The sequence below is a fragment of the Streptomyces sichuanensis genome (assembly GCF_020328095.1).
GTDB classification, from domain to species: Bacteria; Actinomycetota; Actinomycetes; order Streptomycetales; family Streptomycetaceae; genus Streptomyces; species Streptomyces cinnamoneus.
On the sequence record NZ_JAIXMK010000034.1, the window covers coordinates 43,711 to 56,044 of the forward strand.

Consider the following 12,334-nt stretch of genomic DNA (forward strand, 5'->3'; position numbering starts at 1 on the left):
GTCCGGCGGCGCGGGAAAGGGCGCGCACGCCCGTGGGCGTCCCCGTATGGTGGCCGTCATGCAGGTGATCCAGTCAACGAAACTCGCCAACGTCTGCTACGAAATCCGTGGCCCGGTGCTTGAGGAGGCCATGCGACTTGAGGCAGCAGGTCACCGCATCCTCAAGCTGAACACCGGCAACCCCGCGATCTTCGGGTTCGAGTGCCCGCCGGAGATCCTTGAGGACATGCTGCGCAACGTCGGCGACGCGCACGGCTACGGCGACGCCAAGGGGCTGCTGTCGGCCCGGCGCGCGGTGGTGCAGCACTACGAGACCCGGGGCATCGAGCTCTCCGTCGAGGACGTCTACCTCGGCAACGGCGTCTCCGAGCTGATCCAGATGTCGATGCAGGCGCTGCTCGACGACGGCGACGAGGTCCTCGTCCCGGCGCCGGACTACCCGCTGTGGACGGCGTCCGTCTCGCTCGCGGGCGGCACGGCCGTGCACTACCGCTGCGACGAGCAGTCGGACTGGATGCCGGACCTGGCCGACATCGAGCGCAAGGTCACCGACCGCACCAAGGCCATCGTCATCATCAACCCGAACAACCCCACGGGTGCGGTCTACGACGACGAGATGTTGCGCGGCCTCACGGAGATCGCCCGCCGCCACAACCTGATCGTCTGCTCCGACGAGATCTACGACAAGATCCTCTACGACGGCGTGACGCACACCCCGACCGCCGCCATCGCCCCCGACCTGCTGACGCTGACCTTCAACGGCCTGTCCAAGGCGTACCGCGTCGCCGGCTACCGCAGCGGCTGGATGGCGGTCTGCGGCCCGAAGGCGCACGCCGACAGCTACATCGAGGGCCTGACGATCCTGGCCAACATGCGGCTGTGCGCCAACATGCCCGCCCAGTACGCGGTGGCCACGGCCCTCGGCGGCCGGCAGACGATCAACGACCTGGTGCTGCCCGGCGGCCGGCTGCTGGAGCAGCGCGACGTGGCGCACGAGCTGCTGACGCAGATCCCGGGCGTGACGTGCGTGAAGCCCAAGGGCGCGCTGTACGCGTTCCCGCGGCTGGACCCGAAGGTCTACAAGATCAAGGACGACCGGCAGATGGTGCTGGACCTGCTCCGAGCCGAAAAAATCATGGTCGTGCACGGCACGGGCTTCAACTGGCCGGAGCCGGACCACTTCCGTCTGGTCACACTGCCGAATGCCAAGGACCTCGCGGAGGCCGTGACCCGGATCGGGAACTTCCTGGACGGCTACGGCCAATAACTTTAGACGTTGTCTAAGTTAGGATGGCCTTCAGAGGTAACTCAGGAGGCCATCCATGTACGAACCGATCCGCACGAAGTCGGTCCACGCACACGGCCCTCACCGCTCGCGCCAGGAGGAGCTGGAGATCCGGCTCGCCGGGCACTTCACGGCGTTGCTGACCGTCACCGACGAGCTGCGCGCACTGACGCCGTCGGCCGCGCTGGACGAGGCGGCGGCGCGGCTCGCCGGGTGGGTGGAGCGGCTGCACGGCGGCACGCCGCTGCGGGCGGTCCCGACCGCACGGACCGCCGGCCCCGGCCACGTCGCGGCCCTGCACCAGCGCGCCCACACCCTGGCGGGCCAGGCCCTGGTCGTGGCGACGCAGCGGGGCGACACGGCCGGCGCGGCCCTGGCCGAGGAACGCCTGCACGCCCACGCGGCAGCGCTCGGCATCGCCGGTACGGCCTGACGGGGCGGACCCCCGCGGCGGAGCGCTCGGACTGCACGCTCCACGCCCCCGTCCCGTACGAGTGGCACGGCTTCCACCCGCCGGGGCAGATCGAGGGGCGGCAGCGCGCGGGTGGAAATCGTACGGATCTTCTGACCCCCGGCGGACGCGCGCCGGCGCCCCGGCCCGGGCGGGCGGGGGCGCCGGCGTGCGGCAGCGGGACGCTCCGGGACGTCAGCCCAGACGCTGGACCAGCGCGCGGTACTCGTCCCACAGCTCCTTCGGCGTGTGGTCACCGAAGGTGTTGAGGTGCTCGGGCACCAGCGCCGCCTCCTCGCGCCACACCTCGGTGTCGACCTTGAGAAGGAAGTCCAGGTCCTCCTCGGGCAGGTCGAGCCCCTCGGTGTCGAGGGCGGCGCGGGTCGGCAGGATGCCGATCGGCGTCTCGACGCCCTCGGCCTTGCCCTCCAGGCGCTCCACGATCCACTTCAGGACGCGGCTGTTCTCGCCGAAGCCGGGCCACACGAACTTGCCCGCGTCGTTCTTGCGGAACCAGTTCACGTAGTAGATCTTCGGGAGCTTCGCCTGGTCCTTGTCGGCGCCCACCTTGATCCAGTGCGCCATGTAGTCGCCCATGTTGTAGCCGCAGAACGGCAGCATGGCGAACGGGTCGCGGCGCAGCTCGCCGACCTTGCCCTCGGCGGCGGCGGTCTTCTCGGAGGCGACGTTCGCGCCGAGGAAGACGCCGTGCTGCCAGGTGAAGGACTCGGTGACCAGCGGAACGGCCGAGGCGCGGCGGCCGCCGAAGAGGATGGCCGAGATCGGCACGCCCTTGGGGTCCTCCCACTCGGGGGCGACGATCGGGCACTGCGAGGCGGGCACGGTGAAGCGGGCGTTGGGGTGGGCGGCCGGGGTGCCGGACGCGGGGGTCCAGTCGTTGCCCTTCCAGTCCGTGAGGTGCTCGGGGGACTGCTCCGTCATCCCCTCCCACCACACGTCGTTGTCGTCCGTCAGCGCGACGTTGGTGAAGACCGCGTTGCCCCACAGGGTCTTCATGGCGTTGGCGTTGGTGTGCTCGCCGGTGCCGGGGGCGACGCCGAAGAAGCCGGCCTCGGGGTTGATCGCGTAGAGGCGGCCGTCCTCGCCGAAGCGCATCCAGGCGATGTCGTCGCCGATGGTCTCCACGGTCCAGCCGGAGATCGTGGGCTCCAGCATGGCGAGGTTGGTCTTGCCGCAGGCGGAGGGGAAGGCGGCGGCCACGTACTTCGCCTCGCCCTGCGGCGGGGTGAGCTTGAGGATGAGCATGTGCTCGGCGAGCCAGCCCTCGTCGCGGGCCATCACGGAGGCGATGCGCAGGGCGTAGCACTTCTTGCCCAGCAGGGCGTTGCCGCCGTAGCCGGAGCCGTAGGACCAGATCTCGCGGTCCTCGGGGAAGTGCGAGATGTACTTGGTGGAGTTGCACGGCCACGGGACGTCGGCCTCGCCCTCGGCGAGCGGGGCGCCGAGGGTGTGGACGGCCTTGACGAAGAAGCCGTCGGTGCCGAGCTCGTCGAGGACGGGCTGCCCCATGCGGGTCATGGTGCGCATGGAGACGGCGACGTAGGCGGAGTCGGTGATCTCGACGCCGATCGCGGACAGCGAGGAACCGAGCGGGCCCATGCAGAAGGGCACGACGTACATGGTGCGGCCGCGCATGGAGCCACGGAAGATGCCACCGTCGCCGTCCTTGCCGGCGAAGACCTCGCGCATCTCCGCGGGGTCCTTCCAGTGGTTGGTCGGGCCGGCGTCCTCCTCCTTGGCGGAGCAGATGAACGTGCGGTCCTCGACGCGTGCCACGTCGGTGGGGTCGGAGGCGGCGTAGTAGGAGTTGGGGCGCTTGACCGGGTCGAGCTTGCGGAAGGTCCCCTTGGCGACGAGCTCCTCGCACAGGCGCTCGTACTCGGCCTCGGAGCCGTCGCACCAGACCACCTGGTCCGGCTGGGTGAGGGCGGCAATCTCGTCGACCCAGGAGATCAGCTCCTGGTGGTTGGTGGGGGTGGTGGGAGCCGCACTGCTGCGCGCCACGATCGCTCCGTCCCGCCGGGACCCTCGGTCCCGGCGTCAGCTGTTGAGGGTGGAACGGACCAGTCCTCCGGGGATGCCCGGGGGAATGCCCATAGGTATGCCCGGCTTGGTCCGCCTCTGCACATGTATGCCCCTTGGGGGCTGCGACCCAGACGCTTCGTGACCGCTCATCCGGTGCCGCCCGCACTCATTTGATCATCCGACTCATCATCCGATCTGTCCAGGGGGCACCCCCGTGACCATCGCCACGCGATACCGGCCCGTAACCTACGGTGGCGTAGGTAGCATGGCCGCCATGACTTCCGCGCCCGACGCAGCGCGAATCGCGCCCTCCGCCTCCCCGGCCGCGACCGCCGCACTCCCCGACGCCCCCGTCACCGAGGACCCGGGGTTCATCAAGCCGCGGCTGCGCGGCTGGCTGCACGCCGGCATGTTCCCGGCGGTGCTCATCTCCGGAATCTTCCTCACGGCCCTGGCCGACAGCACCCGCGGCAGAGTCGCCTGCGCGATCTACGTGCTCAGCGCCTGCCTGCTCTTCGGCGTCAGTGCGCTGTACCACCGCGGCAATTGGAGCCCGCGCGCCAACGCCGTACTGCGCCGACTCGACCACGCGAACATCTTCCTGATCATCGCGGGCACCTACACCCCGCTGACCATGCTGCTCGTGCCCGGCAGCAGGGGGCAGGTGCTGCTGTGGGCGGTCTGGGCGGCGGCCCTCGCCGGGATCGTCTTCCGCGTCTTCTGGGTCGGCGCACCGCGCTGGCTCTACACCCCCTGTTACATCGCCATGGGCTGGGCCGCCGTCTTCTTCCTCCCGGACTTCCTGCAGAAGGGCGGCATCGCCGTCCTCGTCCTGGTGATCGTCGGCGGCCTCCTCTACTCCGCGGGCGGCGTGATCTACGGGATCAAGCGCCCCAACCCCTCACCTCGGTGGTTCGGTTTCCACGAGGTGTTCCACTCCCTCACGCTGGCCGCGTTCATCACCCACTACGTGGGCATCTCGCTCGTGGCCTATTCGCACGCCTGAGAAGCGACGTACGCCCGGGAAGAGGAGAGCGCCCGGCGCACGCCGCGCTCTCCCCGGCCGCGGCCGCGAGGCCGCGGCCACCCGCCACGCCAGCGAGCCCACGCCCGCCAGCACCACCGTGAGCACGGCGAGCTCCCCCGCCAGGACGTACCCACCGACGCACAGCCCCGCCACCAGGACGGCGAGGACGTTGAGTGCGGCAATCATGACTACCTCCGATCGTTCACTGACCGGTCCCTGCCCCGCACACAGCGTCACACACCCCACTGACAATCAGTGGCCCATCAAGATCCCCGGGCGGCCATAGGCGCGGGCCGATGACCGAGAATGCTGTGCATGGCCCCCGCACAGACCTCCCCCGCCGCGCAGCCCGGGCCCCGCCTCGGCCTGCGCGAGCGGAAGAAGATCCAGACCCGTCGGGCGATCCGCAGCGCCGCCTACCGCCTCTTCGCGGAGCACGGCTACGACGCCACGTCCGTCGACCGGATCGCCGAGGCCGCGGACGTCTCGCCCAGCACCGTCTTCCGCTACTTCCCCACCAAAGAGGACATCGTGCTCACCGACGAGTACGACCCCGCGATGGAGGCGGCGATCCGCGCCCGCCCCGCCGACGAGCCGGTGCCGGAGGCCATCCGGCACGGCCTCCGGGACGCCATGCACCAGATCCTGCGCACCGACGACGCCGAACTCCGCCAGCGCGCCCGCCTCGTCCACGACGTGCCCGCGCTGCGCGGCCGCTCGGCGGAAGGCATGGCCCAGTCCACCCGCTCGCTGTGCACCGTCCTCGCCGAGCGCACCGGCCGCTCGCCGGACGACCTGGAACTGCGGGTGGCGGTCGCCGCCGTCCTCGCGGCCATGCTGGAGGCGCTGATGGTCTGGGTCGACCAGGGCCAGGGAGAGGAACTGCCGGCCCTCCTCGACCGCACCCTGAGCGTCCTGACCCGCGGCCTCAGCCTCTGAGCACCCGCAGGGAGGGCACGGAGCGCCCCGCCGCCCGCCCCCGCCTCAGTCCGCGAGCCGGGCGGCCAGGGTCCGCGGGTCGTCGACCGGCGCCGTGCAGGTGAAGTTCCGGCACACGTAGGCGGCCGGCCGGCCGTCGACCAGACCGCGGCCGCGCAGCAGCGGCACCTCCTCGGAGTCCGGTTCGCCGACCGCGACGACCAGCCCGGGAGCCGTGGACAGCAAGGCGGTCTGGTGCAGCTGACCGGTGACCGGGTGGTCGGCCGGGCCGACGACCGCGACCTCGCGCGGCCCGTCGAGCAGGGCCTCCGCCACCGCCAGCCCCCAGCTGATGAAGCGGGGCGCCTTCGGCCCGAGCGTCCGCACGACGCCCAGCGCCTTCCCGGCCGCCTCCCGGTGCGCGGCACTGCCCGTGTAGGCGGCGTACGTCAGCAGGGCGCCGGCCGCCGCGGTCCAGCCCGAGGGCGTGGCGGTGTCGGTGGGGTCCTGGGGACGGCGGATGAGGATCTCGGCGTCGTCGGCGGTGTCGAAGAGCGCTCCGTCGACGTCCGTGAAGTGGACCAGCACGGTGTCCAGGAGCAGGCCCGCGAAGTCCACCCACACGCCCTCGCCGCTGACCGCGGACAGCGCGAGGAAGCCCTCGGCGACGTCCGCGTAGTCCTCCAGGACGCCCGCGTGGTCGCCGGCGACGCCGTCGAGCGAGGTGCGGTAGAGCCGCGCGTGCCAGTCCATGTGGGTCCGTACGAGCAGGTCGGCGGCGTCCGTGGCGGCCTGGACGAGGTCGGGGCGGTCGAAGTAGGCGCCGGTCTCGGCGAGCGCCGCGATGGCCAGCCCGTTCCAGGCGGCGACGACCTTGTCGTCACGGCCGGGGCGCGCCCGCTGCTCGCGCGCCGCCAGCAGCCGGGCGCGCACCGACTCGATCTTCCCGGCGTCCCAGAGCCGGTCGGTGTCGGGCAGCTGCAGGACGGAGGCGCCCTCCTCGAACGTGCCCTCCTCGGTCACCCCGAAGTGCACCGCCGCGACCGTCGCGTCCGCCTCGCCCAGGACCTCCCGCAGCTGCTGCGGCGTCCACACGTAGTACGCGCCCTCGACATGCCGCCCTGTGCCGTCGTCACTGTCCGCGTCCAGCGCCGAGGCGAAGCCGCCCTGCGCGGTGCGCAGCTCGCGGACCATGAAGTCCGCCGTCTCCAGAGCCACCCGGCGGGCGAGCTCCGAGCCGGTGGCCCGCCACAGGTGGGCGTAGACCCGGCACAGCAGGGCGTTGTCGTAGAGCATCTTCTCGAAGTGCGGCACCACCCACCCGGCGTCCACCGAGTAGCGGGCGAACCCGCCGCCGAGCTGGTCGTAGATCCCGCCGCGGGCCATGGCCTCGCAGGTGGCCGCCGCCATCTCCAGGGCCGCCTCCGAGCCCGTGCGCACGTGGTGGCGCAGCAGGAACTCCAGCGTCATGGAGGGCGGGAACTTGGGCGCGCCGCCGAAGCCGCCGCGCACGCCGTCGAAGTCGCGGGTCAGGCCCAGCAGCGCGGAGTGCAGCTCCTCGGCCGCGGGCGGGCGCGTGGTGTCCACGGCCAGGGTCCGCTCCGAGAGGTCCCGCACGATCCGGCGGGCGACCTGGCCCACCTCGTCCCGCCGGTCGCGCCACGCGGCCCGGACGCCCTCCAGGACCTGCCGGAAGCCGGGCATGCCGTGCCGGGGCTCGGGCGGGAAGTACGTGCCGAAGTAGAAGGGCTCGGCGTCGGGCGTGAGGAAGACCGTCATCGGCCAGCCGCCCTGGCCCGTGGCGGCCTGGACGGCCTCCATGTACACCGCGTCGACGTCGGGCCGCTCCTCGCGGTCGACCTTGACGGAGACGAAGTGCTCGTTGAGGTAGGCGGCGGTCGGCTCGTCCTCGAACGACTCGTGGGCCATGACGTGGCACCAGTGACAGCTCGAATACCCCACGCTCAGGAGCACGGGCACGTCACGCCGGCGGGCCTCGGCGAAGGCCCCTGGGGCCCAGGGCCACCAGTCGACGGGATTGTCCGCGTGCTGGAGGAGGTAGGGGGACGTCTCGTGCGCCAGACGGTTCGGCATGGGGCCCATCCTTCCCCAAGGGAAGGGGAAGACGGGCCCCTGACCCGCCCGGGGGTCCCCGGGCGGCGCCCACCGCGCGGACGGTGCTGTTGCCTGGACGGCGCCGTGGCCTAGACCGTGCCGCGGCCTAGACCGTGCTGTTGCCGATCTTGCCGACCGGGCCCTCGCCGGAGGCGCCCGGCTCGGGGGCCTCCTCGAAGTTCACCCGCTTCATGTGCTTGTTCATGCTCTTCATCAGCAGCCAGACGGCTCCTCCGATGACGGCGAAGACGATGAAACCGAGCACGCCAGGAGTGACCTTGTTCTGGTCGAGGTCCTTGGCGAGCGTCACCACGTGGGTGGCGGCGAGGGAGGTGGTCGCGCTCATCATGGGGTCAATTGTTGCGGATGCCCGCGAAGAGGTCGTCCTCGGGGAGGGAAGTGTCGACGAGGGACTTCGCCAGCTCGTACTCCTCGGTCGGCCAGACCTCGCGCTGGAGGTCCAGCGGCACCCGGAACCAGCCGCCGTCGGGGTCGATCTGGGTGGCGTGGGCGATCAGCGCCTTGTCGCGGATCTCGAAGAAGTCACCGCAGGGCACGTACGTGGTCAGGGTCCGCTCGCGGCCCATCGTGTGCCACCGCTCCAGCCACTCGCCGTACGGGGACTCCATGCCGCGCTCCAGCAGGGCCTCGTGCAGGGCCTGGGTGCGCGGGCGGTTGAAGCCCTGGTTGTAGTAGAGCTTCAGCGGCTGCCAGGGCTCACCGGCCTCGGGGTAGCGCTCGTGGTCGCCCGCGGCCTCGAAGGCCACCATCGAGATCTTGTGGGTCATGATGTGGTCGGGGTGCGGGTAGCCGCCGTTCTCGTCGTACGTGGTGATCACGTGCGGGCGGAACTCGCGGATCAGCTTCACCAGCGCACCGGCGGCCTCGTCGACGTCCTGCAGGGCGAAGCAGCCCTCGGGCAGCGGCGGCAGCGGGTCGCCCTCGGGCAGGCCCGAGTCGACGAAGCCGAGCCACTCCTGCTGGACGCCGAGGATGTCGCGGGCCTCGGCCATCTCCTTGGCGCGGACCTCGTGGATGTGCTCCTCGATGTAGGGGTCGCCCTGGAGCTTGGGGTTGAGGATGGAGCCACGCTCACCACCCGTGCAGGTGGCGACCAGCACGTCCACCCCCTCGGACACGTACTTGGCCATCGTGGCCGCGCCCTTGCTCGACTCGTCGTCGGGGTGGGCGTGAACGGCCATCAGTCGCAGCTGCTCAGTCAAGGCTCGATCCTCAGTCACTTGTCGCGGGAGACGCCTCCTATAGTGACCGAAACGGGCGCCGTTTCATTCCGCGTCCGCCGAACGAGAACCGGGAGGAACGATCATGGCTGCGGAGCGCGATGCCGCCGTGCCCGAGGGCCGTTACGGCCGCTCGGCGGACGAACGCGCCGACCGCAAGCTCAAGATCGTCGGCGCGGTGCTGGGCGCCGCGCTGCTCGGGTTCGTCGGCTGGGCGGGTGTGCACTACGTCACGAAATCGGACGTGAGCGGCCAGCTCGTACGGTCCCAAACGGTCTCGGACGACACCGTGCAGGTGGTGCTGGAGATCCGTAAGGACAAGGACGCCACCGGCGTGTGCACCGTGCGCTCGCTCGGCGAGGACGGCGGCGAGGTGGCCCGCAAGGACATCACCCTCGACCGTCGCGAGGGTCACTTCACCGAGCGGGTGACCTTCCGCACCATCGGACGCGCCACGGCCACGGAGCTCGAAGGCTGCCGCACCGCGTCCGGCCGCTGACGGACGGGGACCGGGCCCGGCCGCCGACGGAGGGGCCGCGTCCGCCGCACGCCACCCTACGTCTCGAACCACACTGCGCTGACCTGCAATGACGTGATTCTTGCGCGGTTCCTCCCCTTTACTTCTTCCCCCTTAACGGACGTAATTGTTAGGCTCGTGGTTTCGCCCCGCTTTGAAGGTGCACCCTTCTGAGTAGGGCGTTCATTTGTTATCGCGATGTACCCCCAAGCATTCCCCAGTACCGACGAGGAGCACCTGTGACCCAGACCAGCGACAACGTCACCTGGCTGACTCAGGAGGCGTACAACCAGCTCAAGACCGAGCTGGAGTACCTGTCTGGTCCCGCTCGCACCGAGATCGCCGCAAAGATCGCGGCGGCCCGCGAGGAAGGTGACCTGCGAGAGAACGGCGGTTACCACGCGGCCAAGGAGGAGCAGGGCAAGCAGGAGCTCCGCGTCCGTCAGCTCACGCAGCTGCTGGAGTCCGCCAAGGTCGGCGAGGCCCCGGCGGCCGACGGCGTGGTGGCCCCCGGCATGGTCGTCACCATCGCCTTCGACGGCGACCCGGACGACACGCTGGACTTCCTGCTCGCCTCGCGCGAGTACGCCAGCTCGGACATCGAGACGTACTCGCCCCAGTCCCCGCTGGGCAGCGGCGTCAACGGCAAGAAGATCGGCGAGGACGCCGAGTACGAGCTGCCCAACGGCAAGAAGGCCATGGTCCGCATCCTGGAGGCCAAGCCCTACCAGGGCTGAGCCCCGCGCCGGACGCTTCGCCGGAGAGCCCCGGACCCGATGGGTCCGGGGCTCTCCCGCGTCATGCCGTGACCGACGCGTCACGAGGACCGGGTCATGCCGTGGCCGAGCGGTACTTCCGCACCGCCAGCCCCCGGAAGATCGCGATGATCACTACGGACCAGATCAGCGACGCCCACACCGGGTGCTGCATCGGCCAGGCCGACGGCACCGGATAGCCGGGCGGCAGGTTGCCGAACAGCTCGCGCGCCGCCTGCACCGTTGCGCTGAAGGGGTTCCACTCCGCGATCGTGCGCAGCACCGTGGGCATGTTGTCCGCGGGCACGAAGGCGTTGGAGATGAAGGTGAGCGGGAAGAGCCAGATCAGCCCGCCCGACGTCGCCGCCTCCGGGGTGCGCACGGTCAGGCCGATCAGTGCGCCGATCCAGGAGAAGGCGTAGCCGAGCAGGAGCAGCAGGGCGAAGCCCGCCAGGGCCTCGGCGACGCTGTTGTGGATGCGCCAGCCGACGATCACCGCGACGATCGCGAGCACGACGAGCGTGAGCGCGGTCTGCACGAGGTCCGCGAGCGTGCGGCCCGTGAGCACGGCCCCGCGCGCCATGGGCAGGGAGCGGAAGCGGTCGATGAGGCCCTTGTGCATGTCGTCGGCGATGCCCGCGCCGGCGCCGGCGGTGGCGAAGGTGACGGTCTGGGCGAAGATGCCGGCCATCAGGAACTGCCGGTAGGTGTCCGGGTCCGTGCTGCCGCCGACGGCGATCGAGCCGCCGAAGACATAGCTGAACAGCACCACGAACATGATCGGCTGCACCAGCCCGAAGATCACGACTTCGGGTATGCGGGCCATGCGGATCAGGTTGCGCCGGGCGACGACCAGGGAGTCGCGGACGGACTGTACGGCTCCGCCGCGCGCCACGGGGACCGGCCGCCGGGAGAGGGTGTCGGCTGCCGCGCTCATGACGTGACCCCTTCCTGTTCGCCGTTGCCCTCGGCGGCCTCGGCGACGTGTCCGGTGAGCGAGATGAAGACGTCGTCGAGGGTCGGGCGGCGCAGCCCGATGTCGTCGATCTCGATGCCGCGCGTGTCGAGTTCCCGGATGACCTCGGCGAGCAGCTTGGCGCCGCCGGAGACCGGGACGATGACCTTGCGGGTGTGCTGTTCGACGGTGGCCTCGCCCTTGCCGAAGGCGCGCATGACGTCGAGCGCGGGGGCGATGTGCTCGCGCTCGTGCACGACGAGCTCGACGCGCTCGCCGCCCGTGCGCGCCTTGAGCTGGTCGGAGGTGCCGCGGGCGATGACCCTGCCGTGGTCGATCACGCAGATGTCGTGCGCGAGGTGGTCGGCCTCCTCCAGGTACTGGGTGGTGAGCAGCAGCGTCGTGCCGCCGGCGACGAGTTCCTGGATGACCTCCCACAGCTGCTGCCGGTTGCGCGGGTCGAGGCCCGTGGTGGGCTCGTCCATGAACATCACGGGCGGGCTGACGACCAGGGCGGCGGCGAGGTCGAGGCGGCGGCGCATGCCGCCGGAGTACGTCTTCGCCGGCCGGTCGGCGGCGTCGGCGAGGTTGAAGCGCTCCAGCAGCTCCCCCGCCCGGGCCTTGGCGTCGCGCGCGCTCATCTGGTAGAGCTGGCCGACCATCCGCAGATTCTCACGGCCCGTCAGATATTCGTCGACCGCGGCGAATTGTCCGGACAGGCCGATGGAGTGGCGGACCTCGTTGGGTTTCTTCAGTACGTCGATACCGGCGACCACGGCCTTGCCGCGGTCGGGCTTGATGAGGGTGGTGAGCACGCGCACGGCGGTGGTCTTGCCCGCGCCGTTGGGGCCGAGAAGGCCCAGAACGGTTCCTTCCGGGACGTCGAGATCAACGCCGTCCAGAGCCGTGACGTCGCCGAAGGTCTTGACCAGGCCCTCGGCGTATATCGCGCCTGGCATGGAGGTTCTCCCCGCTAAAGGTGACGTAATGGACGATTTTACGTTCCCGTGGGCCGTTCCGCCCT

12 protein-coding genes are annotated in these 12,334 nt (G+C 70.7%); 6 read left to right on the forward strand and 6 right to left on the reverse strand.

Going from position 1 to position 12,334, the window contains the following annotated elements; all coding sequences use genetic code 11:
- Positions 1 to 58 precede the first annotated feature (58 nt).
- Positions 59 to 1,267: a pyridoxal phosphate-dependent aminotransferase gene (locus tag LE181_RS13795; RefSeq protein ID WP_225661551.1), complete on the forward strand. Its 1,209-nt coding sequence runs from the start codon at positions 59 to 61 to the stop codon at positions 1,265 to 1,267.
- A gap of 55 nt (positions 1,268 to 1,322) precedes the next feature.
- Positions 1,323 to 1,718 carry an SCO4983 family protein gene (locus LE181_RS13800; RefSeq protein ID WP_225661552.1) on the forward strand — a complete coding sequence of 132 codons (396 nt, stop codon included), beginning with the start codon at positions 1,323 to 1,325 and terminating at the stop codon, positions 1,716 to 1,718.
- A 213-nt stretch (positions 1,719 to 1,931) separates the two neighbouring features.
- On the opposite strand, the gene LE181_RS13805 is transcribed toward LE181_RS13800, so the two are convergent.
- Positions 1,932 to 3,761 (reverse strand): phosphoenolpyruvate carboxykinase (GTP), encoded by a 1,830-nt coding sequence (locus tag LE181_RS13805; RefSeq protein ID WP_225661553.1) that lies wholly within the window; start codon positions 3,759 to 3,761, stop codon positions 1,932 to 1,934.
- A 295-nt stretch (positions 3,762 to 4,056) separates the two neighbouring features.
- Here LE181_RS13805 and trhA point away from each other — a divergent pair, with 295 nt between their 5' ends.
- Together trhA and LE181_RS13815 are read left to right on the forward strand one after the other, a co-directional pair.
- A complete protein-coding gene (trhA, locus tag LE181_RS13810) occupies positions 4,057 to 4,788 on the forward strand; it encodes a PAQR family membrane homeostasis protein TrhA (RefSeq protein ID WP_225661554.1) in 732 nt (243 codons plus the stop codon).
- Between the two features lie 327 nt (positions 4,789 to 5,115).
- On the forward strand, positions 5,116 to 5,748 hold the full coding sequence (locus LE181_RS13815; RefSeq protein WP_225661555.1) for a TetR/AcrR family transcriptional regulator: 633 nt from the start codon (positions 5,116 to 5,118) through the stop codon (positions 5,746 to 5,748).
- 45 nt (positions 5,749 to 5,793) lie between these two features.
- Here LE181_RS13815 and LE181_RS13820 read toward each other — a convergent pair whose 3' ends face one another.
- The 3 genes from LE181_RS13820 to mca all read right to left on the reverse strand — a co-directional run bounded on the left by LE181_RS13820 (position 5,794) and on the right by mca (position 9,065).
- Positions 5,794 to 7,821: a thioredoxin domain-containing protein gene (locus tag LE181_RS13820; protein WP_225661556.1), complete on the reverse strand. Its 2,028-nt coding sequence runs from the start codon at positions 7,819 to 7,821 to the stop codon at positions 5,794 to 5,796.
- 127 nt (positions 7,822 to 7,948) lie between these two features.
- Positions 7,949 to 8,191 (reverse strand): RAMP4 family protein, encoded by a 243-nt coding sequence (locus LE181_RS13825; protein WP_190112246.1) that lies wholly within the window; start codon positions 8,189 to 8,191, stop codon positions 7,949 to 7,951.
- Positions 8,192 to 8,195: 4 nt separating this feature from the next.
- Positions 8,196 to 9,065 carry a mycothiol conjugate amidase Mca gene (mca, locus tag LE181_RS13830; RefSeq protein ID WP_225661557.1) on the reverse strand — a complete coding sequence of 290 codons (870 nt, stop codon included), beginning with the start codon at positions 9,063 to 9,065 and terminating at the stop codon, positions 8,196 to 8,198.
- Between the two features lie 103 nt (positions 9,066 to 9,168).
- Here mca and LE181_RS13835 point away from each other — a divergent pair, with 103 nt between their 5' ends.
- Together LE181_RS13835 and greA are read left to right on the forward strand one after the other, a co-directional pair.
- Positions 9,169 to 9,582 (forward strand): DUF4307 domain-containing protein, encoded by a 414-nt coding sequence (locus LE181_RS13835; RefSeq protein WP_225661558.1) that lies wholly within the window; start codon positions 9,169 to 9,171, stop codon positions 9,580 to 9,582.
- A 257-nt stretch (positions 9,583 to 9,839) separates the two neighbouring features.
- The gene (gene greA, locus LE181_RS13840; RefSeq protein ID WP_225661559.1) at positions 9,840 to 10,337 is read left to right on the forward strand and encodes a transcription elongation factor GreA; all 498 of its coding nucleotides are present in this window, start codon (positions 9,840 to 9,842) and stop codon (positions 10,335 to 10,337) included.
- A gap of 94 nt (positions 10,338 to 10,431) precedes the next feature.
- Here the strand turns inward: greA and LE181_RS13845 are convergent, their stop codons facing one another.
- The gene (locus LE181_RS13845; protein WP_225661560.1) at positions 10,432 to 11,292 is read right to left on the reverse strand and encodes an ABC transporter permease; all 861 of its coding nucleotides are present in this window, start codon (positions 11,290 to 11,292) and stop codon (positions 10,432 to 10,434) included.
- Entirely contained in the window at positions 11,289 to 12,269 is a 981-nt protein-coding gene (locus LE181_RS13850) for an ATP-binding cassette domain-containing protein (protein WP_225661561.1), read from the reverse strand. Before LE181_RS13850 ends, LE181_RS13845 begins: the two co-directional genes overlap by 4 nt.
- Between the last annotated feature and the right edge of the window lie 65 nt (positions 12,270 to 12,334).

Coding starts and splice junctions, on each gene's coding strand:
- LE181_RS13820 (WP_225661556.1), bottom strand. CDS start 7,821: ATGCCGAACCGTCTGGCGCACGAGACGTCCCCCTACCTCCTCCAGCAC.
- LE181_RS13800 (WP_225661552.1), top strand. CDS start 1,323: ATGTACGAACCGATCCGCACGAAGTCGGTCCACGCACACGGCCCTCAC.
- LE181_RS13795 (WP_225661551.1), top strand. CDS start 59: ATGCAGGTGATCCAGTCAACGAAACTCGCCAACGTCTGCTACGAAATC.
- LE181_RS13815 (WP_225661555.1), top strand. CDS start 5,116: ATGCTGTGCATGGCCCCCGCACAGACCTCCCCCGCCGCGCAGCCCGGG.
- LE181_RS13825 (WP_190112246.1), bottom strand. CDS start 8,191: ATGATGAGCGCGACCACCTCCCTCGCCGCCACCCACGTGGTGACGCTC.
- LE181_RS13850 (WP_225661561.1), bottom strand. CDS start 12,269: ATGCCAGGCGCGATATACGCCGAGGGCCTGGTCAAGACCTTCGGCGAC.
- LE181_RS13835 (WP_225661558.1), top strand. CDS start 9,169: ATGGCTGCGGAGCGCGATGCCGCCGTGCCCGAGGGCCGTTACGGCCGC.
- trhA (WP_225661554.1), top strand. CDS start 4,057: ATGACTTCCGCGCCCGACGCAGCGCGAATCGCGCCCTCCGCCTCCCCG.
- LE181_RS13845 (WP_225661560.1), bottom strand. CDS start 11,292: ATGAGCGCGGCAGCCGACACCCTCTCCCGGCGGCCGGTCCCCGTGGCG.